The following is a 24,667-nucleotide window of genomic DNA, read 5'->3' on the forward strand; positions in this document are numbered from 1 at the left end:
AGGGACCTCTGCGCCTCGCTCGTCCCGGCTGCTCGTGGGGGCAATCGCGGCGATCGCCATCGTGGTGGGGTCTCTCATCCCCGCACCTGCGGCGCAGGCAGCCTCTCAGTTCGTCACCCCCGTGAGTGGGCGGGTCGCGGACATCGTCCGGGGCTGTCCGGCAGGGGCTCGCCCCACCCACACCGGCGTGGACATCAATCAGAACGCCAACGCCAACGTGTACTCGACCGCCGCAGGCAAGGTCACCACTGCCGTCAACTCCAACGCGACCACGGGCTACGGGAGCCAGGTCGTGATCACGCACGCCAACGGGTACACGACGCGGTACGCGCACCTCGTCTACGGGACGGTGAAGCTGAAGGTGGGTGCGACCGTGGCGCAGGGGGCGCTGCTCGGGAAGGTCGGGAGCACCGGCAACAGCACGGGCGCGCACCTGCACTTCGAGTTGCTCCGCAACGGCGTCAACCTCACCAACACGTACTTCTCGTGCGGTCAGCGCAACGTCACGGCTCTGGCACCACTCATGCCGCGACCGTCCACCTCCGTCAACGCCGATATCAGCGGCGACGCCAAGGCCGACCTCATCGCCCTCTCGTCAGCGGGGCGGATGTCGGTCTACAACGGCAACGGCAAGGGCGGATGGGCGACCGTCACCCTCGGCGCGGGCTGGGGGACGACGAGGGCGATCGTGCACGGAGACTTCAACGGCGACGGCAAGGGCGATTTCGTGGCCGTGCGCACCGACGGGAACCTCTGGTTCTATCGCGGTGCGGGGAAGAACTCGTTCACAGCCACGCTCGTCGGCGCCGGCTGGAACAGTGCCAGGATCGTCGCCGGCGGCGCTGACTTCAACGGCGACGGACGGATGGACCTCGTCAGCATCGCGGCGGACGGATACCTCTATCTGCATTCGGGCAACGGCGACGGGAGCTTCGCCTCACCGGTGCAGATCGATTACGGCTGGGGTGAGGTCGACGTGATCATCGTCGGCGACTTCGGCCTGGATGGGATCGCGGATGTCATCGGGCGCGACGCGGGCGGCAGGCTGCTGCTGGCTTCGGGGAACGGCTCAGGAGTGACCGCGCGGGTGCAGATCGGGAAGGGCTGGAGCAGCCTGACCGCTCTCACCGGCGGCGCTGACTACAACGGCGACGGCTACCCCGACCTCATCGCGCGCGACGCCGCGGGCGTCCTGTGGCTCTACCCGTGGCGCGGATCAGGGTTCGGTGCGAGGGTGAAGGCCGGCACGGGCTGGAACGGGCATCGCCTCATCCACTGACACGCCGACGATCTCGTCGTCATCGCTCGGGATCTGCACGGCGCCCGGCGCGATAGCAGTCGGAGCGCGCCCGCGTCAACGGTCGAGCGCCGATGAGCGTCAATCGGGCTGCCACCTTACGCTGGCAGTACAGACGAGCCGCGTCACGCCGCTCTCCGTCGGTCGAACCAGACGGTGCCCTCGAGTTCTCTCGGTCTTGAGCGCCCACATGGGGGTGGGTGCGCTTGCGGACCTTCTCATCGGCTGCTCCGGTCCTCCCCGTTCGGGCGCGGGAGGGCCGGAACCACGTCTTCGATTCCGCTACTTGAAGCGGAGCATCCGCTGGACGGCCTTCACGCCGGCGTTCGCGCTGCGGGCGCGCATCGCCGATTCGAGCTCTTCGAGCGACTCCCTCGTGTCCACACGGGGTGCGCCGAGGTAGAGGTCGCGGAAGACGAGGTACCAGAAGTCGCTCAGCATCAGCCGGTACAGATCGTTGAGAGCGCGGTCGGTGAGGAACTCGAAGAGTTCGACGTGGGCCTCGATCCATCCTTCGCCCGACTCGACAGACTCGATCGCCTCCTGGATCAGGTCGCAGGCGATGACGAGGTCGCTGTCGGACAGTGCGAGGGCGGCCTCTCGGATGATCTCGCCCCCCTGTGACGCCGCGAACTCACGTGTGATGCGCGAACGCTCATCGGTGATGTCGGTGACCATCGAGTAGCGATTCGCGTGGACCTCCATGAGGCCTGCGCGCGCGAGGCGCTGCACGGCTTCGCGGACCGGAGTGCGCGTGACGCCGAGATCGTCGGCGATCGCCTTGTCGCTCAGCTTCGCGCCGGGGGCGTACGTGCCGTCCGCGATCGACGTCGCGAGGCGACGGAAGAGCTCGTCCGGCCCCAGGTTCCGCTGCGCCCCAGGCGCAACGGGCAGTTCAGGTCCCATATCGATATTTTAGGGTGCTTAACAAAGAAAACGCTGAGGATGCGGAATGAGACGGCGTCATGCGTCGTCGCGGTCGCCGTCACCGGGTGACTCTGCGGAGGGCGTCACACGACCGGGGCGGGACAGCGCGGGGAGTGGCTCAGAAGCAGTCTTCGCCCGGGCAAGGCAAAACCCCCGCCATGTAGAAGCTAGGCGAGGGTTTCTAAGGTGATTGTAATGATCACCCTGTGGCTCCGACGGGCGTCGATCCCGTGACCTCACGATTTTCAGTCGTGCGCTCTACCAACTGAGCTACAGAGCCGTGCGACCGGCGAACCTGTCGCACCTAGGCGAAAGGCCCTTCTCGAAGAAAAGGGCCCGTCGCTTAGAGCGACCCTGACGGGACTTGAACCCGCGACCTCCGCCGTGACAGGGCGGCACGCTAACCAACTGCGCTACAGGGCCATACTTGTTTTCAATTGTACCGGAAGGAGTGACCCCAACGGGATTCGAACCCGTGCTACCGCCGTGAAAGGGCGGCGTCCTAGGCCGCTAAACGATGGGGCCGAAGTCTGTCCCGGGGGACTTCCTTGCCGACGCTCAAGCATAAGGGAAGATTCGGGCAAAACGCGAATCGAGGGCGAGCCTGCTGTCTCCCGGGCGTGTTCGGGAGGACGATGGACCCGTATCACTGTGCCCGTGAACACTGTCCGCTGCCTGGTGCGGATGTGAAGGATGTTGTTACTGTGGCATTTGTGAAACCGGCGGAAGGGGCCGTGTGAACGACAAGCACTCCACGACGGATGCTGCTGCGGCGGCATCCGACGATTGCGGCTGCGCGCCCACGGCCGCGGAGAGCCGCGCCTTCTGGAAGAACGGCTCGGTCAGCCGTCGCAGCGCCATCACTCTCGGCGCCCTCAGCGTCGTCGCGCTCAGCGCCTTCGGCGTCTCCTCCGGCGTGACCGCCGCGTATGCGGCGTCGTACCCCAGCTGGGACGACGTGCAGAACGCCATGAAGAACGAGTCGGCGAAGGCATCCGAGGTCACTCGCATCGAGGGGCTCATCCAGTCGCTCAAGCAGCGGGTGGCCGATGCGCAGGCCAAGGCCCAGCTCGCGGGCGAGGAGTACAACGCCGCGCAGCTGGCGTACTTCGACGCGATCGCCGTGGCAGAGGAGCTGCAGAGCCAGGCCGACGCGCAGGCCGTCGTCGCAGACGACGCCACCACGAAGGCCGCGCAGCTCGCAGCGCAGATCTATCGCAACGGCGGCGACGACACCGCCCTCGAGCTCTTCTTCGCCGGGTCCGCCGACAACGCCGACGAGCTGCTCTCGCGCCTCGGCACGATGGACAAGGTCTACCAGTACAACCAGACGGTGCACGACAACGCGGTCGCCGCGCGCAACTCCGCGCAGTCGCTCAGCGATCAGGCCGTCGTCGCCCGTACCGAGCGCGACCGCCTGCAGCAGCTCGCCGAGCAGAAGATGATCGAGGCTCAGGCCGCGGCCGACGCCGCCCAGGTCGCCCTCGACGAGCAGTCGGCCAACCTCGCCACGATGCAGGCGCAGCTCGCCGCGCTGAAGAGCACGACGGCGACCACCGTCGCCAGCTACAAAGAAGGCGTGCGCAAGGCCGAAGAGGAACGCAAGCGTCGGGAGGCGGCCGAGGCCGCAGCCGCCGCGGCAGGGAACGGCGGCGGTGGTGGCGGCGGTGGAACCGGAGGGTCGGCCGGTACCGGCGGCTGGGTCCGCCCGCACGGTGGACACCGGAGCGCGGGCTTCGGATCGCGTCCGCGGCCCTGCCCGGCCTGCTCCGCCTTCCACTACGGCGTCGATCTGGCCAACGGCTGCGGCGCGGCGATCTACGCGGCCCACGCGGGCACGGTCGACTACGCGGGCCCCAACGGCAACTACGGCAACTACATCCGCATCCAGCACGGTGGCGGAGTCGCATCCGGCTACGCGCACATCAGGAACGGCGGATTCGCGGTGCGCAACGGCTCGCGGGTGAGCGCCGGTCAGGTCATCGCGTACGCGGGCAACACCGGAGCATCCGTCGGCTGCCACCTCCACTTCGAGGTCTACATCAACGGGGCATACACGAACCCGATCACCTTCCTGGCCAACCGCGGCATCTCGGTCTGAGATCTCGCCGTCGGAACGAGAAAGACCCCCGGCCGCTGAGCGGAACCGGGGGTCTTCTTCGTCGTCAGAGGGTCAGTGACCCTGCTCGCCGAAACGGACGATCGCCTCGTCGAGGAGGCGCTGCGCCTCTGCGGCATCGCCCCACTCGTCGACCTTGACCCACTTGTTGGGCTCGAGGTCCTTGTAGTGCTCGAAGAAGTGCGAGATCTCCTTCTTCGTGTACTCGGCGATGTCGTCGATGTCCTGGATGTGGGCCCAGCGCGGGTCCTTCGACAGCACGGCGACGAGCTTGTCGTCTCCGCCGGCCTCGTCGCTCATCTTGAGCACGGCGACGGGGCGGACCTCGACGACGACGCCCGGGTAGATGGCGTGGTCGAGGAGCACGAGCACGTCGAGCGGATCGCCGTCCTCGCCCAGCGTGTTGTCGAAGTAGCCGTAGTCGGCGGGGTACCCGAAGGTCGTGTAGAGCACGCGGTCGAGGTGCACTCGTCCGGTCTCGTGGTCGACCTCGTACTTCACGCGGCTGCCGCGCGGGATCTCGATGACGGCGTCGTGTGCGCCCATGCGTGTGCTCCTCAGAAATGACGGTTGGATGCCGCGCACTAGCCTAGCCGGGGGTGGCCGAGCGCCTCGGACCTCTTCCGCAGCGAGACGGTCAGTTCGCTGTGGTGCGGCGCCGCGCGACGCGGTCCAGCAGCTGCGTCACCACGCCGCTCAGGAGCAGGACGAGCAGTCCTGCATACCCGTAGGGCTGGACGAAGACCGCGATCGCGAGGGCGACGAGGAACAGGATGATGGCGGCAAGATCGCCGATGACTCCCGCCCGCAGCGTCTCGACGGGAGTGGTGGTGAGATCAGGGTGGCGCAGCAGGAACACCCAGCCGGCGAGAGTCGTGACCTGGGTGAGGATCAGGGTGCCGATGTAGACCACCGGCTGCAGCAGGTCGGTGTCCATCTGACCGATCATCGCGGTCGGCACGGGCAGCCAGACGATGGTCGCCATCCACGCGATGTTGATCCACAGCAGGGGACTCGTGATCCATTCCACGTCGCGATACTGGCGGTGATGCCCCATCCAGAACGTCGCGATGAGGACGAAGCTGAGCCCGAAGCTCAGCAGTTGGCCGGAGTGCTCGTCGAAGAACTCCGCGGTGCTCAGCCTGTTCGACGCGGCATCCGACACCGACTCCATGAGCGGCAGGATCAGCAGCGTCATCGCGATCGCCACCACCGCGTCGACGAACGCCTTGAACCGCTCGGTCCGGAACCGCAATGTGTGATCAGTCACGGCGTCAGGTTAGAACCACACGAGTGCTCAGCGCGACCATCACGCGGCGATCCCTCGTGGTGATCTACCGTGGAGCTGTGCCCTCGCTCTCACCCGTCATCGCCGAGATCCGACTCGCCGTGCGCACCGCGCTCGCCGATCTGCCCGAGGGGTCGACCGTCGTCGTCGCTCTCTCCGGGGGCGCGGATTCTCTCGCGCTCGCCGCGGCGACCGCGTTCGAAGGAGCCAAGCTCGGGGTGCGTGTGCGGAGCGTCACGGTCGACCACGGTCTGCAGGCCGACTCGGATGCCGTCGCCACGCGTGCGGCGAGCACCGCGACGGCTCTCGGGCTGGAGGCCGGCATCGTCCGCGTCGAGGTCGGTGGCGAAGGAGGGCCGGAGGCCGCGGCGCGAGACGCCCGCTACCGGGTGCTGAAAGGCGCGGCGGCGGACGCCGGGGCGACCGCCGTGCTGCTCGGCCACACACTCGACGACCAGGCCGAGACGGTGCTGCTCGGCCTCGCCCGCGGCTCCGGTGCCGCGAGCCTGCAGGGGATGGCCCCGGTGCGCGAGGACGACGACGGCGTCCGTTGGGTGCGTCCGCTGCTCGGAGTCCGGCGCGCGACGACCCGGGCATTCTGCGCGGCATCCGATCTCGAGTTCTGGGACGACCCCCACAACTCCGAGGAGCGCTTCGCTCGGGTGCGCGTCCGTGACCGTGTGCTGCCGGTTCTCGAATCCGAACTCGGACCGGGCATCGCCGAGGCGCTCGTGCGCACGGCGGAACAGCTGCGCGAGGATGCCGAGGCGTTCGACGAGATGATCCACGAGACCATCGAGGACATCGTCGAGCACGCCGAGGCGGGGATATCCGTCAGCGTCGCAGCGCTCGCCGCCAATCCCGCCGCACTGCGCAACCGCATCATCCGCCTCGTCGTCGACAGCGAGTTCGGCGTGAGCCTGACGCGATTGCAGACCCTTGAGGTGGCCCGTCTCGTGACGGACTGGTCGGGTCAGGGACCCATCGACCTTCCGGAGTGCTCCGCCGCTCGACAGGGCGGGCGCATCGTCTTCACCGCGCGCTGAATCGCGGCCTCGCCGGAGAACGGAGAAGACCTCCGTGGCCGCATCCGAGGGATGAGGCGACGGAGGTCTTCTCGAGGTCCGCCGAGCTGTCGGCTACTTCTTGCCGCCGCCGAGCAGCCCGCCGAGCAGGTCGCCGATTCCGCCGCCGCCCGAGGACTTGCCGCCGCCGAGGAGCCCGCCGAGCAGGTCGCCGATGCCGCCGCCGCCCGAAGAGCTGCCGCCGCCGAGCAGTCCGCCGATCACATCGCCGATGCCGCCGCCGCCCGACTGCGCCTCTGCCGTCCCGGACTTCGTGGACGTGCCCTTGTTCGCGTTGGCGATCAGGCCCATCACGATCGGAGCGAGGATCGGGAGGAGCTTGCCGAAGTCGATGCCTGCGGTCTCCTTCGACTCGGTGAGCTTCTGAGTCACCTTCTTCTCGTCGGCGCCGAGGATGTGCGAGACGATCTTGCCGCCGTCGGCCTGGTCGATGTCGTCGACCTTCGCTGCGCCGGTCGTGCCCTCGTGACGCTTGAGCGCGTTCTCGATCGCGGAGGAGCCCTCGGCGGTGGATGCGTTCTTCGCCAGCCCGCCGAGCAGCACCGCGCCGCCCTGCTCGACCGCGGACTTGGCGACGTCGGGGGAGACTCCGAGCTTCGCGGCGATGTCGTCGATCGGCACCTGCTTCAGGATGTCGTCAAGAGCCATGGAGATTCCTTCCGTCTGGGGCATCCGCCCGTGTCACGGCTCAGAGTAGTGCGGATGCGGGCGGTGCGCCTGGAATTCTGGTTGCCGATCTGCGGATCCTGTGCGGGAGCATCGGTGCGCGTCACCTAAAATCGATCCATGCGCGCCGCGGAAATCCAGGACGACCTTGCTCAGATCCTCGTCACCGAGGAGGAGATCATCGCGAAGCTCGATGAGCTCGCGACTCAGGTCGCCATCGACTACGAGGGCAAGGAGCTCATCCTCGTGGGCGTGCTCAAGGGCGCGGTGATGGTCATGGCCGACTTCGCCCGTGCGCTGCCCTTCCACGCGCCGATGGATTGGATGGCGGTGTCGAGCTACGGCGCCAGCACCAAGTCGAGCGGCGTGGTGCAGATCCGCAAAGACCTCGACACCGACCTCAATGGCAAGCACGTGCTGATCGTCGAGGACATCATCGACTCCGGACTCACCCTCAGCTGGCTGCTCGAGAACTTCGAGTCTCGCGGTGCCGAGTCGATCGAGGTGCTCGCGCTGCTGCGCAAGCCCGAGGCGGCGAAGGTGGTCATCGACTGCAAGTACGTCGGCTTCGACATCCCCACCGACTTCGTCGTGGGCTACGGCCTCGACTACGACGAGCGCTACCGCAACCTGCGCGACGTCGCCGTGCTCGCGCCGCACGTCTACAGCTGACGCCCTTCCTCGGCGTACCGATACGCCGTGGGTGAACGCACAGCGGCCACTTAGGGCACGCGCGATACGCTGATCCGACCATGGATGTCAAGAAGCTCACTCGGAATCCGCTGATCTACGTCGCCCTGATCGGTCTGCTGCTGTTCGGCGGCTTCCTGCTGATCTCGAACCTCGGCGCGCCGAAGCAGATCACGACCCAGGAGGGTCTGAAGCTGCTCGCCGGCGAGTCGGTCACCGAGGTCGTCAACACCGACGGCGACCAGCGGGTCGACATGACGCTGTCGAAGGCGTTCGAAGGCTCCGAGAACGTGCAGTTCTACTACGTCGACGCTCGAGCCGACGAGGTCGTCAAGGCGATCAACGACGCCGACCCGAAGGACGGCTTCAACGACGCGGTGCCGCGTGCGACCTGGTTCGACGGCATCCTCTCCCTTCTTCTTCCCCTGGTGCTCCTCGGCCTGCTTTTCTGGTGGCTGCTGTCGTCGATGCAGGGCGGAGGCGGCAAGGTCATGCAGTTCGGCAAGTCCAAGGCCAAGCTCGTCAACAAGGAGACCCCGACGGTCACCTTCGCCGACGTCGCCGGTGCGGACGAGGCGATCGAGGAGCTCCACGAGATCAAGGAATTCCTGCAGGATCCGGCCAAGTTCCAGGCCATCGGTGCCCGCATCCCGAAGGGCGTGCTGCTGTACGGCCCTCCCGGAACCGGAAAGACGCTGCTCGCCCGCGCCGTCGCCGGCGAGGCCGGAGCGCCGTTCTATTCGATCTCGGGTTCTGACTTCGTCGAGATGTTCGTCGGTGTCGGTGCATCCCGCGTGCGCGACCTCTTCAACGTGGCCAAGGAGAACTCTCCCGCGATCATCTTCATCGACGAGATCGATGCCGTCGGTCGCCACCGTGGTGCCGGCATGGGCGGCGGAAACGACGAGCGCGAGCAGACGCTCAACCAGATGCTCGTCGAGATGGACGGCTTCGACCCGAACGCGAACGTCATCGTGATCGCGGCGACGAACCGTCCCGACATCCTCGACCCCGCACTCCTCCGCCCCGGTCGTTTCGACCGTCAGATCGGCGTCGACGCCCCCGACCTGCGCGGCCGCCAGAAGATCCTCGAGGTGCACAGCAAGGGCAAGCCGCTGTCGAAGAGCGTCGACCTCGAGGTCGTCGCCCGCAAGACCCCCGGCTTCACCGGAGCCGATCTCGCGAACGTGCTGAACGAGGCCGCCCTGCTGACCGCTCGCTCGAACGCGCAGCTGGTCGACAACCGCGCCCTCGACGAGGCCATCGACCGCGTGATCGCCGGTCCTCAGCGGCGCACCCGCGTCATGAAGGACAAAGAGAAGCTCATCACCGCGTACCACGAGGGCGGGCACGCTCTCGCCGCAGCGGCGATGAACTACACCGACCCCGTGACGAAGATCACGATCCTGCCCCGTGGCAAGGCTCTCGGCTACACGATGGTGCTGCCGCTCGACGACAAGTACTCCGTCACGCGCAACGAGCTGCAGGATCAGCTCACGTACGCCATGGGAGGACGCGTCGCCGAGGAGATCATCTTCCACGACCCGACCACCGGCGCGTCGAACGACATCGAGAAGGCGACGTCGATCGCCCGCAAGATGGTCATCGAATACGGCATGACCACCCAGGTCGGTCCGGTCAAGCTCGGCTCCGAGGGCGGCGACATGTTCGTCGCACGCGACATGGGACGCGGCCGCGAGTACTCCGAGAAGGTCGCGGAGCGGGTGGATGCCGAGGTGCGAGCGCTCATCGAGCAGGCGCACAACGAGGCCTACGAGGTCATCAGCGCCAACCGCGACATCCTCGACAGGCTCGCCCTGGCACTGCTCGAGGAGGAGACGCTCGATCACAACCAGATCGCGGAGATCTTCACCGAGGTGAAGAAGCTCCCCGAGCGTCCGCTCTGGCTCTCCAGCGAGGCCCGCCCGGTGTCGGAGCGGCCTCCGATCGAGGTCCCGAAGAAGGACGTCTCGCTCGCCGCATCGGTCGAGGCTCCCTCGGCGGCTGCGCGTACGCAGCAGGGATCCGCGAACGCCGGTCAGGCACGACCCGCGACGGCCTGACCCGTGTCTGTCGACCGTGCACGTGTCGAGCGGCTCACACGGGAACTGCTCGAGGCGATCGGGGAGGACCCGGATCGCCCCGGTCTGAAGCAGACTCCTTCGCGCATGGGCGAGCTGTACGCGGAGTTCTTCGCCGGAGTCGGGGAGGATGCCGCGGCACCCCTCGCGCACACGATCAGCGTCGCCCGCGGCCCCGCGCCCGACACGCTTCCGTCCGGCGCGGTGCTGTTGCGTGACATCCGCTTCCGCTCGGTGTGCGAGCACCACCTGCTGCCGTTCGCCGGTCGCGCGCACATCGCGTATCTTCCGGGTGAGCAGGTCGTCGGCCTCGGGGCGCTGGTGCGCGTGGTCGAGACGCTCGCCGCGCGGCCGCAGGTGCAGGAGCGACTCGGCGAGCAGATCGCCGACACGATCGCCGAGCACCTCGACACCCGCGGCGTGCTGGTCGTGCTCGACGCGAGCCACGGCTGCGTCACGATGCGCGGCGGACGCCAGCCCGAGGCATCGACCCTGACCATCGCCGCGCGCGGTGAGTACACGGATGCCGTCGCGCGGGCAGAGCTCATCGCTCTCATCGGCGCATCATCCGGTTCTGGAGCGTCGCACGCATGACCGGCATCTGGGGCATCGTCAACGTCACCCCCGACTCGTTCAGCGACGGCGGGCGGTATCTCGACGTCGACCATGCTGTCGCGCACGGCCTGCGGCTGCGCGCCGAGGGAGCCACCGTGCTCGACATCGGTGGCGAGTCGACGAGGCCCGGTGCCGAGCGGGTGGGAACCGCGGAGGAGCAGAGGCGCGTGCTGCCCGTGATCGAGCGGCTGGCCGCCGAGGGCGTGCCCGTGAGCATCGACACGCTCAACGCGTCGACTGCCGCGGCCGCCGTGCGGGCCGGCGCGCGGATCGTGAACGACGTCTCCGGCGGCCTCGCCGACCCGGAGATGCTCGCGGCCGTCGCTGAGTCCGGCGCCGACTATGCGATCGGCCACTGGCGGGACTTCTCCGACGACATGTACGCCCACGCCGAGTACCGCCGTGCCGCCCGAGAAGTCGCGGGGGAGCTGCAGGAGCGCATGGGAGCCGCCGCCGCTGCCGGGATCGCCCCGTCTCGACTCATCGTCGATCCGGGCATCGGCTTCTCGAAGAAGGGCGGGCAGAACTGGAGCGTCCTTCGAGGACTCGACCAGATCGTCGCTCTGGGACCGCGCGTCCTCATCGGCACCTCCCGTAAGAGGTTCCTCGCCGAGACGCTCGGAGCCGACCCCGCCGAGGTCTCGGAAGCCCGCCGCGATCTCGCGACCGCCGTGACGAGCGCGCTGGCGGCGCGAGCGGGCGTCTGGGCGGTGCGGGTGCACGATGTCGGTGCCACACGCGATGCTCTCGCCATCGCGCACGCCTGGGAGGGTTAGAGCATGGATTTCCTCGATGAGATCGTCCTGACGGGGCTCACGGTGTTCGGTCGCCACGGCGTCTACGACCACGAGCGCGAGAACGGGCAGGAGTTCACGATCGATCTGCGCCTGATGATGCCGCTCGGCGCCGCCGCGGCATCCGACGACGTGCTCGACACCGTGCACTACGGCGAGCTCGCCGAGAAGGTGGCCGCCGTGGTCGCCGGGGAGCCCGTCAACCTCATCGAGACGCTGGCGGAGCGCATCGCCGACGTCGCTCTGTCGGACTCGCGCGTGCACTCCGTGAGCGTGACGGTGCACAAGCCGCACGCCCCGATCGCCCTCACCTTCAGCGACGTCGCCGTGACGGTGCACCGCGCGCAGAAGCACCCGGCCAGTGAGATCTCGCGATGAGCCGCAACCTGGCGAACCCGCCGAGCATCCCCGGTCCCCGCCCCGGCAGGGGAGACGCGGTGGCCGTGGTCGCCTTCGGGGCGAACCTCGGCGACCGTGAGCGTACGATCCGCGCGGCCGCCGAGCGTATCTCGAGATTGCCTCTGGTCAGCGACGTCCGTCTGTCCCCGCTCGTCGAGACGGTCGCTCTTCGCCTCGACGGCCCAGACCCCGAGGCCCCCGGATACGTCAACGCGGTGGCGCTGGTCACCACACGGCTCGCGCCCGGCATCCTGCTGGGGATGCTGCACGCGATCGAGGACGAGCATGGCAGGGAACGTCACGAGCGCTGGGGTGACCGCACGCTCGACCTGGATCTGATCGCGTACGGCGATGAGAGGTCCGATGATGACCGCCTTCAGCTGCCGCATCCGCGGGCCTTCGAGCGACTCTTCGTGCTCGAGCCGTGGCTCGCGCTCGATGCCGGGGCAGTCCTTCCCGACCACGGCAGGGTCGCCGACCTGGTCGCCCGCCTGCATGACCAGGGGGAGCGATGAAGCGCACCTCCGTCGGTCTGCTCGTGGTCCTCGCGATTCTCGCGGGGGCTGCGGGCTTCGTGCTCGACCACATGCTCACCGCGATGGGGCGCACCACCTTCACGCCGTCGCTCCTGCTGCCCGTGCTGCTTCTGCTGATCGCGGCCGCCTCGCTCGGAGTGGCGTGGCCTGTGCGGTCGAGCGTGCGCAACGGCATCCGCATCGATCCCTTCCGTGCGACCAGAGCGGTCACCCTCGCCCGCGCGTCCAGCCTGGTGGGAGCGCTCATGGCGGGGTTCGGTGCCGGGCTCCTGGTGTTCCTTCTGACCAGGCCGATAGATCCCCCGGTAGGGTCGACTGTGGCGATGCTGGCACTGATCGGAAGCGCGATCGTGCTCGCGGTCGCCGCGCTCATCGCCGAACAGTTCTGCATACTTCCGAAGGATCCTGATGACTCAGAACCCAGAGATCGAGCCGGGGATCCCGGCCCCGCTGAACTCGGCGGAGGTCACTGACCTCACGGCCCTCGACCAGGGGACGTACGCGCAACTGCGCACCGCCCGCAGCGAGGCGAGACTCGAGCTCGACGGAAGCTGGCACCAGATCTCGCCGCGCTACGTCGTGTCGCAGATCGTGCAGAACCTGATCTTCGTGGCGTTCGTGCTCGCCGTCGCGCTGGTTCTCGCGCTGGTGCTGCACCAGACGTGGGTGTGGATCCCCGCCGGTGTCGTCGTGCTCATCACGCTGATCACCCTGGTCATCCTGCCGCGTCAGGCGAAGGCCATCGGCTACATGCTGCGCACCGACGACATCGTCTTCCGCAAGGGCATCCTGTGGCAGCGCATGATCGCGGTGCCGTACGGACGCATGCAGCTCGTCGACATCACCCAGGGGCCTCTCGACCGCGCCTTCGGAGTCACCCAGCTCAAGATGGTGACGGCCGCCGCGACGACCGGCGTGCAGATCCCCGGCCTCACGCAGGCCGCAGCCGAGGCGCTGCGAGACACCCTCATCCACGTGGCCGAGACCCGCCGGACGGGCCTGTGAGCGAGCAGCAGCTCCCGGCGCCTCCGACTGCGGGCGGGCCGGCGGAGGGGGATCGGACGACACTCGCAGACGGCGAGTGGCATCGGATGCATCCGCTCACACCGCTCTTCAAGGGCGGTCTGGCGCTCATCATCGTCGCCGGTATCGCGATCGCAAACCTGCGCGACCGTCTCATCGCGTGGTTCGTGGATCTCTTCACCCCGGAAGAGGCGCACTACGACGACTACACCGGCGGCGATCCCGTCGACTGGGTGCTCGCCAACAACCTGGTGCTCGTCGTGCTGCTCGGTGTGCTGGCACTGGCGGTGGTGCTGGTCGCGATCTTCTGGTTCGTGTGGCGCTTCCAGCAGTTCCGCATCACGGGTGACCATGTCGAGGTGCGCAAGGGCATCGTGTTCCGCTCCCACCGGCGGGCGCCGCTCGACCGCGTGCAGGGTGTGAACCTCACGCGGCCCTTCCCCGCGCGCATCATCGGGCTCGCGAAGCTCGAGGTCGTCGGCGCGGGCACCGACTCGAACGTCGAGCTCGAGTACCTCGCCACGCCACGTGCGGAGTCCGTGCGGGCCGACATCCTGCGGCTCGCCTCGGGTGCTCGCGCCGCGCGGCAGACGGCGGCGGACGCGGCATCCGGGGTGCACGTGCCCACCGCGCCCGGAGCCGCACTCGGCGCACCGGGCGCTCCCGCGTCGACCCGGGCTCAGCTCGTCGGATCCGTGAACGCCGGCGTCAACGGACTCATCGGCGGTGTCGACCTCGCCGACGTCGAGCCCGAGAGCGTGGTGAAGATCCCCGCAGGGCGCCTCATCGGATCGCAGGTGATCTCGAGTGTGCTGTGGCTGGCGTTCTTCGGCGTCATCTTCGGCGTGGCGGTCGGCGGCGTGGCGATCGGGTCGATGGTCGATGGGGATCCGATCGAAGGGTTCCTCGGTCTCGGGATCACCCTCGGAATCGGAATCCCGATGATCATCGCGGTCGTGGGTATCACGTGGGCGCAGATCTCCAAGTCGCTGCGCTACTCGATCGCACCGACGCCGGACGGCGTGCGCATCACGTACGGCCTGCTCACCACCGTCACCGAGACGCTGCCGCCGGGGCGGATCTTCGCGGTCGAGGTCACGCAGTCGTTGCTGTGGCGCCCGTTCGGCTGGTGGACGATCAAGATCAACCGCATGAGCGGCAAGAGCGCGGCGCAGCAGTCGTCGAGCTCCGCGCAGCAGTTCAACGTGGTGCTCCCCGTCGGCAAGCGCGCCGATGTCGAACGTGTGCTCGCGCTGATCCTGCCCGACGCGCCGGTCGCCGACATCCCACTCGTGTGGGAGCACGGAATCCTCGGCCCCGTCGAGGGAGACCCGTACCGGACGATGGCGCGCCGGGCCTGGTGGCGCAGGCCCCTGTCGTGGAAGCGGCACGGATATGCGCTCACCGACTTCGGTCTGCTGCTTCGGCGGGGAACGGTCTGGCGCAAGCTGGCGATCTTCCCGCTCGCGCGGCTGCAGGGCGTCTCGCTCTCGCAGGGACCGATCGACCGCGCACAGCGCGTGTCGGGCGCCCAGGTGCATTCGGTGCAGGGGCTCATCACCGGATACCTCTCGGGTCTCGAGCGCGACGACGCCCTGTTCCTTCTCGACGGCGTGAGCTCGGCCGCCGTCGCTGCGGCGGCCCGCGACCACACGCACCGCTGGGGCGAGTACGTGACGGATGCCGAGGGCGAGCAGGTTCCCGGCGGGTATCCGGGGGCCGGCAGCGAGGTCGGGGTCGGTGAGCTCGGTGCGCCGCCCGTGGCGTCACCTATACAGCCGCCGATGCCGCCCGCACCGTATGGGGCGCCGCCTGCTCCACCCGCGCCTCCGGTCACGCCTCCTGTTCCGCCCGTGTCTTCGTCTGTACCGCCTGTGCCACCCGCGCAGCCGCCCGCGCCGCCGGTGGTCCCGCCCGCTGCTCCGCCTGCTCCGCCGGTGGTGCCGCCCGCTGCTCCGCCTGCTCCGCCGGTCCCGCCGGTACAGCTGCCGGCTGTCCCGTCTGCTCCTCCGGCTGCGCCTCCTGCCCCGTCTGTGCCTCCTGCGCCCCCGGCTCCGAACCGTGAGTGATCCGTCGCGCCGTGACGGGCGCCTCGGGGTCGGCATCATCGGAGCCGGTCGTGTCGGACCGGTCATCGGTGCGGCGCTCGCCGGCGCCGGCCATGCAGTCACGGGCATCACGAGCGGTTCGGACGACGATCGTGCGTCGGCCGTGCTGCCCGACGTGCCGATCCTGGACGCGCTCGAAGTCGTGCGGCGCAGCGAACTCGTCGTCGTCGCCGTTCCTCATGACGAGCTGCCCGCTCTGATCGCGGGTATCGCCGAGGTCGGCGGCTGGCAGCTCGGCCAGCTCGTGCTGCACACCGACCCCGGGCACGGGATCGAGGTGCTCCGCCCCGCCGCCGAGCGGGGGGCGATCCCTCTCGCCGTGCACCCGGCCATCACGTTCACGGGCACGACGATCGACCTGCGTCAGCTGCAGGCGAGCTACGCCGCGGTCACGGCGCCCGCCGCCGTGCTCCCGATCGCCCAGGCGCTGGCGGTCGAGATGGGGTGCGAGCCCGTCGTCATCGCCGAGGCCGATCGTGCGGCGTATGCCGATGCGATCCAGGCGGCGACCGAATTCTCGCGGTCGATCATCGTGCAGTCGACCACCCGCCTCGGTGAGATCGGCGTCGAGAACCCCGGTGGATACCTGTCGGCTCTGGTGCAGTCGACCGTCGAGAGGGCGCTGCGCGACGCATCCGGCCCCTCGCCCCTGCTCTGAGGCCGGACGTCCGCGCCGCCCCTCTGAGGTCAGATGTCTCTCTGACCTCAGGTGCCCTCTGCGGTCAGCGGCCTCCCGAGAATCCGCCGCCTCCGCCGCCACCGGAGAAGCCCCCGCCGAACGATCCGCCGGCGCTCGATGAGCTGCTCGCGCTCGGCGCCGAGTAGGTCGCGGCAGCGTTCGACGAGGCGGCGAAAGCCACGAGCTGCCCTCGGACGAACGGTGCGGTGGGGTCACCGATCCAGGTCGCCCCGCGCTGGGCGGAGGTGTACGCCGTCTCGAGCACCTGACCCCACTCGTCCTCCATCCCGAACAGCATCGCGTAGGGCAGAAGACGCTCGTAGACGACGATCACGTTCGCCCCGCCGTCATGACGGCGCTCCGCACCCGAGTACGACTGCAGCATCCGCAGTCGATCGGCTTCTGCCACGCGGATGAATTCCCTGACCCCCATGAGGTACTCGTACTGTCGGGCTCCCTCTGTGGTGAGCACCGTGTGCTTCGAGAAGCTGTAGAGCGACGAGAGCAGCACGAGGAACAGCCCGAACGCGATCGCGACGAAGGCGGGCAGCGCGGTGACCCTCCCCGCGATGATCCCCCACAGGCCGAGTCCGAACCCCGTGACGACGACGGCGATCGCGCACCACTGCAGGATCATCGCGCCGCGGCTTCGCGCCTTCGTCACCAGCCCCCGAGACTCTGCCGCCTCGGCGCCGCTCTTCGACAGGGCCGTCATACGTGCGGCGAACTCCTCACTCGAGGTCGGGAGTTCGGCGACGCCGTCGGCGTCGGCATCCGTGAACAGGGCATCGAGCGCTTCGACATCGAGCTGATCGGGAATGCGGCCTCCGGGGAGGCGCCGTAGCCGCGGTTCTTCGGCCTCCGTCCCCTCTTCGATGCGCACCGTGCCACGCACCGCGAGGTGGACGATCTCGGCGGGGATCGCAGCCTTCGCCCCCGGCACGATCGCTGCGGCGAGCAGGGGTGGCAGGGAATCCGGCACGTCGTACTGGGCGACGACGATGCCGTCGGCGGTTCGTCGGGATCTCTTGAAAGACGACACGGCGAACCAGCCGCCGACCGAGAGACCGAGTCCGCCGAGCGCGGCGATCGCGGGCACGGTGTCGGTCACAGGATCCGGTTCACGAGCTGACGGCTGTGCGGCGGTGCCCGCCTCGAAGCCGACGGCGACGGTGACACCCTGCCCCGGGGACAGCTCGTTCGCCTCGACATGGAACGCTGATCCGTCGGCCGACTCAGCGAGAGGGCATTCGTCGGTCGAACCCGCATACCCTACGTAGCAGCGCGTGGCGCCTGTCATCCGGTCTGTCATCTGCGCGTCGAACACGACGTCGGCGCTGAACTCCTCGACGGGCTGCGTGCTGTCGAGGGGGAGGAGATCCCAGTAGAACTCGTCGACGCCGGTGTCGGCCGAGAGGACGACATCGCGCATCTCGTACTCGATCACATAGGTCTGAGTGCCCTGCACATAGTCGTCGTCGCCTGTGAGGACGTAGAGCAGACCGTCGTCTTCGTCGGTCTCGTACGGCACCTCGGCGCCGCTTCCGTCGGTCACCGACAGGATCTGCAGTTCGAGCCACGCATTCTCGTAGCTGGTCGGCATTCCGCGGACTATGCCCTTGTTCTGATCGAAGTCCGGGAACCTCGCCGTCAGCGTCTCGGTGACGTGCATCCGCGCACGGCCTTCGTCATCGAGCGACACGTCGAAACGCGCGTCCCACTTCTCATACGAGAAGTCGTCCACGTCGGCGCTCGCGGACCTCGCGTCGGCGAGCATTTCGGCGCGGGTGCCGGTGCCAGTGTTGCCGGCGGCGGAAGCGGCCGCCGAGGCAGCCGGGGCCGCACCCGCGGCGGCAGTCGGGGTGACCGCTGCGGCGAGGCCGATCGTGGCCAGTCCGATGGTGGCGAGGGCGTGGGCGAGTCTGATGGCTGCCATGCATCGAGGCTACCCAGGCTCGACCGCGGGACGAGCGACTCGACCTCGGTAAACTGGAGACGACTTTTCAAGGAGCCCCGAATGACTGACGCGTCTGCCGCGCCCGAGACGGCCACGGCCGCCACCGAAGAAGACGTCCACGAGCAGAAGGCCGTGCGTCTCGCCAAGCGCGAGCGCCTGGTCGCGAATCGAACGGATGCCGGTGGGGGAGCGTTCCCCGTGGGCGTTCCGGTGACGCATCAGATCCCTGCCCTGCGCGCCGAGTACGGCGAGCTCGAAGCCGGAGCCGAGACCGGCGTCGTGGTCGGCGTCGCGGGCCGTGTGGTCTTCAGTCGCAACACCGGCAAGCTGTGCTTCGCGACCCTCCAGGCGGGTGACGGTTCGCGCATCCAGGCGATGATCTCGCTCGCGAACGTCGGTGAGGAGTCGCTCGCCGACTGGAAGGAATACGTCGACCTGGGCGACCACGTGTTCGTCCATGGCGAGGTCATCTCCAGCCGCCGAGGCGAGCTGTCGATCATGGCCGACGGATGGGCGATCGCCTCGAAGGCGATCCTGCCGCTTCCGAACGCGTACTCCGAGCTCAGCGAAGAGGGTCGCGTGCGCAGCCGGTACCTCGACCTGATCGTCCGCGAGCAGGCGCGCACCACCGTCCGCGCCCGTGCCGCGGTCAATGCCAGCCTGCGCGCGACGTTCGGCAGCCACGACTACCTCGAGGTCGAGACGCCCATGCTGCAGGTGCAGCACGGAGGTGCCTCGGCTCGTCCGTTCGTCACGCACTCCAACGCGTTCGACACCGAGCTGTACCTGCGCATCGCGCCGGAGCTCTACCTGAAGCGCGCCGTCGTCGGCGGCATCGAGCGGGTCTACGAGATCAACCGCAACTTCCGCAACGAGGGCGCAGACTCCACCCACAGCCCCGAGTTCGCGATGCTCGAGGCGTACCAGGCCTACGGTGACTACAACCAGATGGCCGCCCTCACACAGGAGCTGGTGCAGAAGGCGGCGATCGCGGTGTCGGGATCGACGACCGTGACCTGGGCCGACGGCACCGAGTACGACCTGGGTGGTGAGTGGGACCGCATCTCGATGTACGAGTCGCTGTCGGCCGCATCCGGTCGCACGGTCACCCCGAGCGATTCGGTGGAGGACCTCATCGCGTTCGCCGAGGCCAACGGCGTCGACCTTCCGGCTCAGGCGACGCACGGCAAGCTTGTCGAGGAGCTGTGGGAGCACTTCGTGAAGGGCGACCTCGTGCGCCCGACCTTCGTGATGGACTTCCCCGTCGACACGTCGCCCCTGGTGCGCGAGCACCGTTCGATCGACGGCGTGGTCGAGAAGTGGGACCTGTACATCCGCGGCTTCGAACTCGCGACCGGATACTCCGAGCTCGTCGATCCCGTCATCCAGCGCGAGCGTTTCGTCGAGCAGGCGAAGCTCGCCGCGCGAGGCGACGTCGAGGCGATGCCGGTCGATGAGGAGTTCCTGCGGGCTCTCGAGCACGGCATGCCGCCGTCCGGTGGCATGGGCATGGGGATCGATCGCCTGCTGATGGCGATCACCGGGCTCGGAATCCGCGAGACCATCCTCTTCCCCCTGGTCAAGTAGTCGAGGTCGCGCCGCGGCGGAACGCCCACTCGGGCAGCACTGCGGCGTTGATCATCGTGTCGAGCAGGGCGGCGAGACCGTAACGGGGATCGATCTCGCGCACGAGCTCGAGGTAATGGGCGGCGTGGCTCGCTCGGCCGAGCGCCCACGACAGCCACGCCGCGGCGGTGAGCGGGCCGGGCCGGGAGGCCAGCGGTGCGCGAGCCGCCGTCGCGCGCGCGAGCGTCAGCGCGCGGCGAAGGCGATCGGGGTCGGGCGACGGCCCCCTGCCGAGGAACACGTCTCCGAGGTCGTCGGGCACAGCCGTGCGAGCGTCGGCGAAGGCGAGCTGCGCGGCGAGGGTCCGAGCGCCGCCGACGGCGTCCGTGGCCCACTGCGTCAGGGCGACGTCGCGGAAAAGGGGCCGGTCCAGACACCAGAGCAGCGCCGCGGTCGCGAACGGCGGCAGATCGTCGGATGGTGAGAGGACCGCCTCGAAGAATGCGGGGATGTCTTCGAGGAGCACGAGGGCGGCGATCGCCTGCGGATTCCGTCGACCGGCGAGGGCATCGCTCCTGGCGCCTTCGAGCAGATCGGAGATCTCGCGGAGTGCCCGGCCGACGCGTTCCTTCTCCGCGAAGTCGACCGTCGGCAGCGCGACGCCCGACAGCTGGTCGCCCGAGACATCACCGATGCCCGGCACCGCAGGGGGCGCCTCGTCGAGACGCCGCACCTCGGGGTCGCGATCGAGATAGCTCGACCAGCCGGACGGCGTGACGCAGAGGGCATCGACGATGCGCAGGCCGGCCTCTTCGGCACGGCCCAGCAACTCGTCGACTTCGACCACGAGCGGCAGGACGAGCCCGTCGCGGGTCTCGTGCACCTCGTCATCGGTGTAGACGACGACGGCGACCGCATCCGTCCCGTCGACGCGCGAGACGAGACCGATCGAGGCGTCGACGTAGTCGTCGAGCGAGACCTCGTCGTCGGGGAGGTCGAGCCGCATCGCCCCGCACGTACGAGTGCCGTGGAACGGCAGCAGGACGAGACTGTCGGTGGGGGTGAAGCCGGCGAGGGACGGGACGATGCTGAGGAACTCAGCGGAGCCGGAGGCTCTGAGCAGTGTGGTCATCCTGCGAGTGTCATCGCGAGGGAACTTCCGAACCCGCGTTTCCACAGGGCTGGCCCGGTGCCTCCGTGGACCCGCGAATGTGGAGGAGCAGTGGGTCGCGCACCGCGTACCATGGAGTCATGGAGAACTTCTGGCTCGCAGCCGCATGGTCGATCATCCCGACCATCGGGGTGAGCGTCGTGTTCTTCTTCGTGCTGCGCGGGATCCTTCGCTTCGATCGGACCGAGCGCAAGGTGCACGCGCGCATCGAGGCCGAGGAGCGGGCCGCTCGCGGCCTGCCGCCGCGGTCCTGAGCGGCGTCCGCACCATCGGCTACTGTGTAGCCAGCGCACCCCTGCAGGTGCCCACGAAGGCGCTCGTCGCCGATGTGCCGACCCGCCGAGAGGACGAGGGATGACACCCGAGACCTGGGCGTGGTGGATCACGGCATTCCTGGTCGCCCTCGACCTGACGATCCGCATCACCGCGATCATCGTGATCCCACGCAACCGGCGACCCACCGCGGCGATGGCGTGGCTGCTCGCCGTGTTCTTCATCCCGTTCGTCGGGGTGTTCCTGTTCCTGCTGATCGGTAACCCGCGACTGCCGCGCGCCCGCCGCCGCAAGCAGGACCAGATCAACGAGTACATCGCCGAGACGAGCGAGCACCTGCACTTCGGCACCCTGCGACCGAATGCCCCGAGCTGGTTCCCTCCGCTCGTCGAGATGAACCATCGGCTCGGTGCCCTTCCGATCTCGGGCGACAACGGCGCCCATCTGATCTCGGGGTACCAGGAGTCGCTCGACGCGATGGCCGACGAGATCCGCAAGACGGAGGACTACGTCCACGTCGAGTTCTACATCCTGCAGTCCGACGCGTCGACCGACAACTTCTTCCGGGCGATGGAAGAGGTCGCCGCACGCGGCGTCCAGGTGCGAGTGCTGCTGGACCACTGGGCGAACCGGTGGAAGCCGAAGTACCGTGACACGATCGCGCGCCTCAACCGGATGGGGGCGAACTGGCACCTGATGCTGCCGGTGCAGCCGCTCAAGGGGCGGATGCAGCGCCCCGACCTCCGCAACCACCGCAAGCTCCTCGTCGTCGACGGCAAGGTCGCGTTCCTCGGTTCGCAGAACGTCACCGATTCGACGTACAACCTGCCGAAGAACATCAAGCGCGGGCTGCACTGGGTCGACCTCATGGTGCGCATCGACGGTCCGGTCGTCCTGAGCGTCAACGCGATCTTCCTCAGCGACTGGTACAGCGAGACCGACGAGGTGCTGCAGGAGATCGACATCTCGCATGCGGAGGCCGGGTCGGGCGATCTCGACTGCCAGGTCGTGCCGTCCGGGCCGGGGTTCGAGGTCGAGAACAACCTGCGTCTGTTCCTCGGGCTGCTGTATGCGGCCAAGGACAGGATCATGATCGTCAGCCCCTATTTCGTCCCCGACGAGGCGCTGCTGCTCGCGGTGACCGCTGCGGTCGATCGTGGCGTCGAGGTCGAGCTGTTCGTCTCCGAAGAGGGCGACCAGGCGATGGTCTACCACGCGCAGCGCAGCTACTACGAGGTGCTGCTGAAGGCGGGAGTCCGTATCTGGATGTACCGGAAGCCGTACATCCTGCACACGAAGAGCCTGACGATCGACGACCAGGTCGCGGTGATCGGTTCGAGCAACATGGACATGCGATCGTTCGGTCTCAACCTCGAGGTGTCGATGCTGGTGCGCGGCGAGGAGTTCGTCGCCGAGATGCGCGAGGTCGAAGACGAGTACCGCTCGCTCAGCCGGGAGCTGACGCTGGACGAGTGGATGCAGCAGCCGCTGCGGTCGACCGTGCTCGACAACCTCGCACGCCTCACCTCGGCACTTCAGTAGACCGTTCAGGCATGCGCGCGGGGGTGCCCGCGGATCGCACCGGCCGGTACCCTGTTGTGCATGGCCACCCCCACTCGCGTCATCGCCGCTCTCTCCGCGCTCGCGGCCGCCCTGCTGATCGCCGGATGCACCTCGACTCCCGGTGCGGATGCTCCCACCGACGCGCCGTCGACCTCGCCCACGGCGGGGAGCACGGATGACGCCGATGACATCGAGGGGGTCCTTCTCGACGACGGCCGGATGTTCGGCGTCGTCACCTGGGGGTCCTCGACCTGCGTTCCGCAGGTCGACCAGGTGTCGGCCGAAGGGCAGACCGTCACGGTGGCCCTCGTCGACTCCGAGGACGCCGACAAGGCCTGCACGGCCGACCTCGCTCCTCGTGCGAGCGTCGGAGCGCTTCCTGAGGGAGTCGATCCGACGAAGGAGATCACGCTGAAGGTGACCTACGGTGACGTCGTCGACGACGCCGATCTCGACGGCGACCCGTCGTTCACGGGCACGCCTGGGTCATCGACCGAGTACACGCCGAGCGCCGGCTGGTTCGACGACGGCTCGCTCGTGCTTCTCACGTGGGGCTCGTCGAGCTGCGCCCCGGTCGTCGAGAGCCTCGAGGGCTCGGGCGCGACGGGCACAGCCACCTTCGTCACGGATGACACGCAGGTCTGCACAATGGACATGGCGCCTCGGGCGACGGTCATCGCGTTCGGCGACGACGCGGTCGACGACGACGACTTCACCCTGACCCTCGTCGGAGGAGGCCTGGACGGCACCGTCCAGGTTCGCTGATCCGGACCGAGCGCTGATCAGACAGGGGCGCCGCGATCGTGTGTCGCGGCGTTCTCAGAGGGCCGCGACCGGATGTCCGGCGGGCAGCGCGAGCAGCAGCGCGCCCGGGTCCGCCCTGCAGGTGACGCGCACCGCGAGGCCGAACTCGTCGCCGTCGAGTTCGATCGGGATCGGTCGGGGAGCTGCCGCCTCGGCGACCAGTCCCCGGAAGTAGTGCACCGACGCATCCCTGCCCCGGCGCTCGAGCACGCGACGTCCTGCGCGGGAGCGTCGGAGCACCGAGTTGTCCCACCAGATCTTGCGCCACACGCCGAGCCATCCCAGCACGCCCGTCGGCTGGATCACGGCGACGTCGAGGATGCCGTCTGCGATGGAGGCATCGGGGATCAGGGCGATACCGGCCGGCAGCGTGCCGCAGTTGGCGAACAGGATGCTGTGCACCTTCGTGGTGTGCAGACGTCCGTCGTCGATCTGGAACACCGCTCGGAACGGCTCCGCGGACACCAGCGACCGTGCGGCGCCGTCGACGTATGCGATCCACCCGACCGACTTCTTCAGGTCGGAGCGGGTGTTGGCGATCATGTCCGCGTCGAGGCCGATACCGGCCAGGACCACGTAGGCGTGCTCTTCGTGCTCGCCGCTCTCGCGGGTGAGTCGCGCCCACCCGATGTCGATCGCATGTCGGAAACCGCCCAGGGCCGCTCTGATCATCTCGTCGGAGTCGCTGAGCGGGAGGTTGAGATTGCGGGCGAGGAGGTTGCCGGTGCCGCTGGGGAGGATCGCGAGCGGCACACCGGTGTTCGCGATGGCCTCGGACACCGCGCGCACCGTGCCATCACCTCCGGCGACCAGTACGACGTCGACTCCGCGCTCGAGCGCCTGCGCCGTCGCCCGCTGGCCGGGATCCGCGACGGTCGTCGGATAGAACGCCGGATGCTCCCACCCGGCTTCGCTCGACAGGGTGCGGACCCTGGCGCGCAGATGCTTCTCGTCGACCTTGATGGGGTTGTACACGAGCGCCGCCTGTCGCCGGGCGGGGGCGCTCATCGTCATGGCGCTACTCTA

At 68.5% G+C, this 24,667-nt stretch carries 24 protein-coding genes and 3 tRNA genes; 17 read left to right on the forward strand and 10 right to left on the reverse strand.

Going from position 1 to position 24,667, the window contains the following annotated elements:
* Window positions 1–187: 187 nt before the first annotated feature.
* On the forward strand, window positions 188–1,279 hold the full coding sequence (locus JOF42_RS05610) for a VCBS repeat domain-containing M23 family metallopeptidase (RefSeq protein WP_210096965.1): 1,092 nt from the start codon (window positions 188–190) through the stop codon (window positions 1,277–1,279).
* Between the two features lie 300 nt (window positions 1,280–1,579).
* On the opposite strand, the gene JOF42_RS05615 is transcribed toward JOF42_RS05610, so the two are convergent.
* The 4 genes from JOF42_RS05615 to JOF42_RS05630 all read right to left on the reverse strand — a co-directional run bounded on the left by JOF42_RS05615 (window position 1,580) and on the right by JOF42_RS05630 (window position 2,749).
* Entirely contained in the window at window positions 1,580–2,203 is a 624-nt protein-coding gene (locus JOF42_RS05615; RefSeq protein WP_210096966.1) for a GntR family transcriptional regulator, read from the reverse strand.
* Between the two features lie 228 nt (window positions 2,204–2,431).
* Window positions 2,432–2,504 (reverse strand) — tRNA-Phe (locus JOF42_RS05620).
* A 69-nt stretch (window positions 2,505–2,573) separates the two neighbouring features.
* Window positions 2,574–2,647: transfer RNA gene (locus JOF42_RS05625), tRNA-Asp, on the reverse strand.
* A 29-nt stretch (window positions 2,648–2,676) separates the two neighbouring features.
* Window positions 2,677–2,749 (reverse strand) — tRNA-Glu (locus tag JOF42_RS05630).
* A 211-nt stretch (window positions 2,750–2,960) separates the two neighbouring features.
* Here JOF42_RS05630 and JOF42_RS05635 point away from each other — a divergent pair.
* Window positions 2,961–4,325: a peptidoglycan DD-metalloendopeptidase family protein gene (locus tag JOF42_RS05635; RefSeq protein WP_210096967.1), complete on the forward strand. Its 1,365-nt coding sequence runs from the start codon at window positions 2,961–2,963 to the stop codon at window positions 4,323–4,325.
* 72 nt (window positions 4,326–4,397) lie between these two features.
* On the opposite strand, the gene JOF42_RS05640 is transcribed toward JOF42_RS05635, so the two are convergent.
* Together JOF42_RS05640 and JOF42_RS05645 are read right to left on the reverse strand one after the other, a co-directional pair.
* Window positions 4,398–4,889, reverse strand: a complete 492-nt coding sequence (locus JOF42_RS05640; protein ID WP_210096968.1) for an inorganic diphosphatase — start codon at window positions 4,887–4,889, stop codon at window positions 4,398–4,400.
* 91 nt (window positions 4,890–4,980) lie between these two features.
* A complete protein-coding gene (locus JOF42_RS05645) occupies window positions 4,981–5,613 on the reverse strand; it encodes a TMEM175 family protein (protein ID WP_307803551.1) in 633 nt (210 codons plus the stop codon).
* Between the two features lie 77 nt (window positions 5,614–5,690).
* Here JOF42_RS05645 and tilS point away from each other — a divergent pair, with 77 nt between their 5' ends.
* On the forward strand, window positions 5,691–6,677 hold the full coding sequence (gene tilS, locus JOF42_RS05650) for a tRNA lysidine(34) synthetase TilS (protein ID WP_307803552.1): 987 nt from the start codon (window positions 5,691–5,693) through the stop codon (window positions 6,675–6,677).
* A gap of 93 nt (window positions 6,678–6,770) precedes the next feature.
* Here tilS and JOF42_RS05655 read toward each other — a convergent pair whose 3' ends face one another.
* Complete coding sequence (locus JOF42_RS05655) at window positions 6,771–7,364, reverse strand: DUF937 domain-containing protein (RefSeq protein WP_210096970.1); 594 nt, start codon at window positions 7,362–7,364, stop codon at window positions 6,771–6,773.
* A gap of 138 nt (window positions 7,365–7,502) precedes the next feature.
* On the opposite strand from JOF42_RS05655, the gene hpt reads away from it, so the two are divergent.
* The 10 genes from hpt (at window position 7,503) to JOF42_RS05705 (ending at window position 16,286) form a co-directional block, all read left to right on the forward strand.
* Window positions 7,503–8,054 carry a hypoxanthine phosphoribosyltransferase gene (gene hpt / locus JOF42_RS05660; protein ID WP_210096971.1) on the forward strand — a complete coding sequence of 184 codons (552 nt, stop codon included), beginning with the start codon at window positions 7,503–7,505 and terminating at the stop codon, window positions 8,052–8,054.
* Window positions 8,055–8,134: 80 nt separating this feature from the next.
* Window positions 8,135–10,135: an ATP-dependent zinc metalloprotease FtsH gene (gene ftsH, locus JOF42_RS05665; RefSeq protein ID WP_056515315.1), complete on the forward strand. Its 2,001-nt coding sequence runs from the start codon at window positions 8,135–8,137 to the stop codon at window positions 10,133–10,135.
* Window positions 10,136–10,138: 3 nt separating this feature from the next.
* A complete protein-coding gene (gene folE / locus JOF42_RS05670; RefSeq protein WP_210096972.1) occupies window positions 10,139–10,747 on the forward strand; it encodes a GTP cyclohydrolase I in 609 nt (202 codons plus the stop codon).
* On the forward strand, window positions 10,744–11,544 hold the full coding sequence (gene folP, locus JOF42_RS05675; RefSeq protein ID WP_210096973.1) for a dihydropteroate synthase: 801 nt from the start codon (window positions 10,744–10,746) through the stop codon (window positions 11,542–11,544). Before folE ends, folP begins: the two co-directional genes overlap by 4 nt.
* A 3-nt stretch (window positions 11,545–11,547) precedes the next feature.
* Window positions 11,548–11,940 (forward strand): dihydroneopterin aldolase, encoded by a 393-nt coding sequence (gene folB, locus JOF42_RS05680; RefSeq protein ID WP_210096974.1) that lies wholly within the window; start codon window positions 11,548–11,550, stop codon window positions 11,938–11,940.
* Window positions 11,937–12,476, forward strand: a complete 540-nt coding sequence (gene folK, locus JOF42_RS05685) for a 2-amino-4-hydroxy-6-hydroxymethyldihydropteridine diphosphokinase (protein ID WP_210096975.1) — start codon at window positions 11,937–11,939, stop codon at window positions 12,474–12,476. Before folB ends, folK begins: the two co-directional genes overlap by 4 nt.
* Window positions 12,473–12,970, forward strand: coding sequence for a DUF3180 domain-containing protein (locus tag JOF42_RS05690; RefSeq protein ID WP_210096976.1), 498 nt, complete (start codon window positions 12,473–12,475; stop codon window positions 12,968–12,970). The genes folK and JOF42_RS05690 overlap by 4 nt, the downstream gene beginning before the upstream one ends.
* On the forward strand, window positions 12,906–13,502 hold the full coding sequence (locus JOF42_RS05695; protein ID WP_210096977.1) for a PH domain-containing protein: 597 nt from the start codon (window positions 12,906–12,908) through the stop codon (window positions 13,500–13,502). Before JOF42_RS05690 ends, JOF42_RS05695 begins: the two co-directional genes overlap by 65 nt.
* Window positions 13,499–15,589 carry a PH domain-containing protein gene (locus JOF42_RS05700; protein WP_210096978.1) on the forward strand — a complete coding sequence of 697 codons (2,091 nt, stop codon included), beginning with the start codon at window positions 13,499–13,501 and terminating at the stop codon, window positions 15,587–15,589. The genes JOF42_RS05695 and JOF42_RS05700 overlap by 4 nt, the downstream gene beginning before the upstream one ends.
* Window positions 15,582–16,286, forward strand: a complete 705-nt coding sequence (locus tag JOF42_RS05705) for a DUF2520 domain-containing protein (RefSeq protein ID WP_210096979.1) — start codon at window positions 15,582–15,584, stop codon at window positions 16,284–16,286. The genes JOF42_RS05700 and JOF42_RS05705 overlap by 8 nt, the downstream gene beginning before the upstream one ends.
* A gap of 64 nt (window positions 16,287–16,350) precedes the next feature.
* On the opposite strand, the gene JOF42_RS05710 is transcribed toward JOF42_RS05705, so the two are convergent.
* Window positions 16,351–18,243, reverse strand: a complete 1,893-nt coding sequence (locus JOF42_RS05710) for a DUF2207 domain-containing protein (RefSeq protein WP_210096980.1) — start codon at window positions 18,241–18,243, stop codon at window positions 16,351–16,353.
* Window positions 18,244–18,324: 81 nt separating this feature from the next.
* Between JOF42_RS05710 and lysS the strand changes: the two genes are divergently transcribed.
* The gene (gene lysS / locus JOF42_RS05715; RefSeq protein WP_210096981.1) at window positions 18,325–19,851 is read left to right on the forward strand and encodes a lysine--tRNA ligase; all 1,527 of its coding nucleotides are present in this window, start codon (window positions 18,325–18,327) and stop codon (window positions 19,849–19,851) included.
* Here the strand turns inward: lysS and JOF42_RS05720 are convergent.
* Entirely contained in the window at window positions 19,844–20,962 is a 1,119-nt protein-coding gene (locus JOF42_RS05720) for a DUF4192 family protein (protein WP_210096982.1), read from the reverse strand. The genes lysS and JOF42_RS05720 overlap by 8 nt on opposite strands.
* A 119-nt stretch (window positions 20,963–21,081) precedes the next feature.
* Between JOF42_RS05720 and JOF42_RS05725 the strand changes: the two genes are divergently transcribed.
* The 3 genes from JOF42_RS05725 to JOF42_RS05735 all read left to right on the forward strand — a co-directional run bounded on the left by JOF42_RS05725 (window position 21,082) and on the right by JOF42_RS05735 (window position 23,602).
* Window positions 21,082–21,255: a hypothetical protein gene (locus tag JOF42_RS05725; RefSeq protein ID WP_164481682.1), complete on the forward strand. Its 174-nt coding sequence runs from the start codon at window positions 21,082–21,084 to the stop codon at window positions 21,253–21,255.
* A 100-nt stretch (window positions 21,256–21,355) separates the two neighbouring features.
* Window positions 21,356–22,816 (forward strand): cardiolipin synthase, encoded by a 1,461-nt coding sequence (cls, locus tag JOF42_RS05730; RefSeq protein ID WP_210096983.1) that lies wholly within the window; start codon window positions 21,356–21,358, stop codon window positions 22,814–22,816.
* A gap of 60 nt (window positions 22,817–22,876) precedes the next feature.
* Window positions 22,877–23,602 carry a hypothetical protein gene (locus JOF42_RS05735; RefSeq protein WP_210096984.1) on the forward strand — a complete coding sequence of 242 codons (726 nt, stop codon included), beginning with the start codon at window positions 22,877–22,879 and terminating at the stop codon, window positions 23,600–23,602.
* 54 nt (window positions 23,603–23,656) lie between these two features.
* On the opposite strand, the gene JOF42_RS05740 is transcribed toward JOF42_RS05735, so the two are convergent.
* The gene (locus JOF42_RS05740; RefSeq protein WP_210096985.1) at window positions 23,657–24,655 is read right to left on the reverse strand and encodes a diacylglycerol/lipid kinase family protein; all 999 of its coding nucleotides are present in this window, start codon (window positions 24,653–24,655) and stop codon (window positions 23,657–23,659) included.
* Window positions 24,656–24,667: the final 12 nt, after the last annotated feature.

This window comes from Microbacterium phyllosphaerae (genome assembly GCF_017876435.1).
In the GTDB taxonomy this organism is placed as follows: domain Bacteria; phylum Actinomycetota; class Actinomycetes; order Actinomycetales; family Microbacteriaceae; genus Microbacterium; species Microbacterium phyllosphaerae.

Coding starts and splice junctions, on each gene's coding strand:
- JOF42_RS05695 (WP_210096977.1), top strand. CDS start 12,906: ATGACTCAGAACCCAGAGATCGAGCCGGGGATCCCGGCCCCGCTGAAC.
- JOF42_RS05640 (WP_210096968.1), bottom strand. CDS start 4,889: ATGGGCGCACACGACGCCGTCATCGAGATCCCGCGCGGCAGCCGCGTG.
- folB (WP_210096974.1), top strand. CDS start 11,548: ATGGATTTCCTCGATGAGATCGTCCTGACGGGGCTCACGGTGTTCGGT.
- JOF42_RS05655 (WP_210096970.1), bottom strand. CDS start 7,364: ATGGCTCTTGACGACATCCTGAAGCAGGTGCCGATCGACGACATCGCC.
- JOF42_RS05725 (WP_164481682.1), top strand. CDS start 21,082: ATGGAGAACTTCTGGCTCGCAGCCGCATGGTCGATCATCCCGACCATC.
- folP (WP_210096973.1), top strand. CDS start 10,744: ATGACCGGCATCTGGGGCATCGTCAACGTCACCCCCGACTCGTTCAGC.
- JOF42_RS05735 (WP_210096984.1), top strand. CDS start 22,877: ATGGCCACCCCCACTCGCGTCATCGCCGCTCTCTCCGCGCTCGCGGCC.
- lysS (WP_210096981.1), top strand. CDS start 18,325: ATGACTGACGCGTCTGCCGCGCCCGAGACGGCCACGGCCGCCACCGAA.
- JOF42_RS05615 (WP_210096966.1), bottom strand. CDS start 2,203: ATGGGACCTGAACTGCCCGTTGCGCCTGGGGCGCAGCGGAACCTGGGG.
- JOF42_RS05720 (WP_210096982.1), bottom strand. CDS start 20,962: ATGACCACACTGCTCAGAGCCTCCGGCTCCGCTGAGTTCCTCAGCATC.
- hpt (WP_210096971.1), top strand. CDS start 7,503: ATGCGCGCCGCGGAAATCCAGGACGACCTTGCTCAGATCCTCGTCACC.
- JOF42_RS05740 (WP_210096985.1), bottom strand. CDS start 24,655: ATGACGATGAGCGCCCCCGCCCGGCGACAGGCGGCGCTCGTGTACAAC.
- JOF42_RS05690 (WP_210096976.1), top strand. CDS start 12,473: ATGAAGCGCACCTCCGTCGGTCTGCTCGTGGTCCTCGCGATTCTCGCG.
- cls (WP_210096983.1), top strand. CDS start 21,356: ATGACACCCGAGACCTGGGCGTGGTGGATCACGGCATTCCTGGTCGCC.
- folK (WP_210096975.1), top strand. CDS start 11,937: ATGAGCCGCAACCTGGCGAACCCGCCGAGCATCCCCGGTCCCCGCCCC.
- ftsH (WP_056515315.1), top strand. CDS start 8,135: ATGGATGTCAAGAAGCTCACTCGGAATCCGCTGATCTACGTCGCCCTG.
- JOF42_RS05710 (WP_210096980.1), bottom strand. CDS start 18,243: ATGGCAGCCATCAGACTCGCCCACGCCCTCGCCACCATCGGACTGGCC.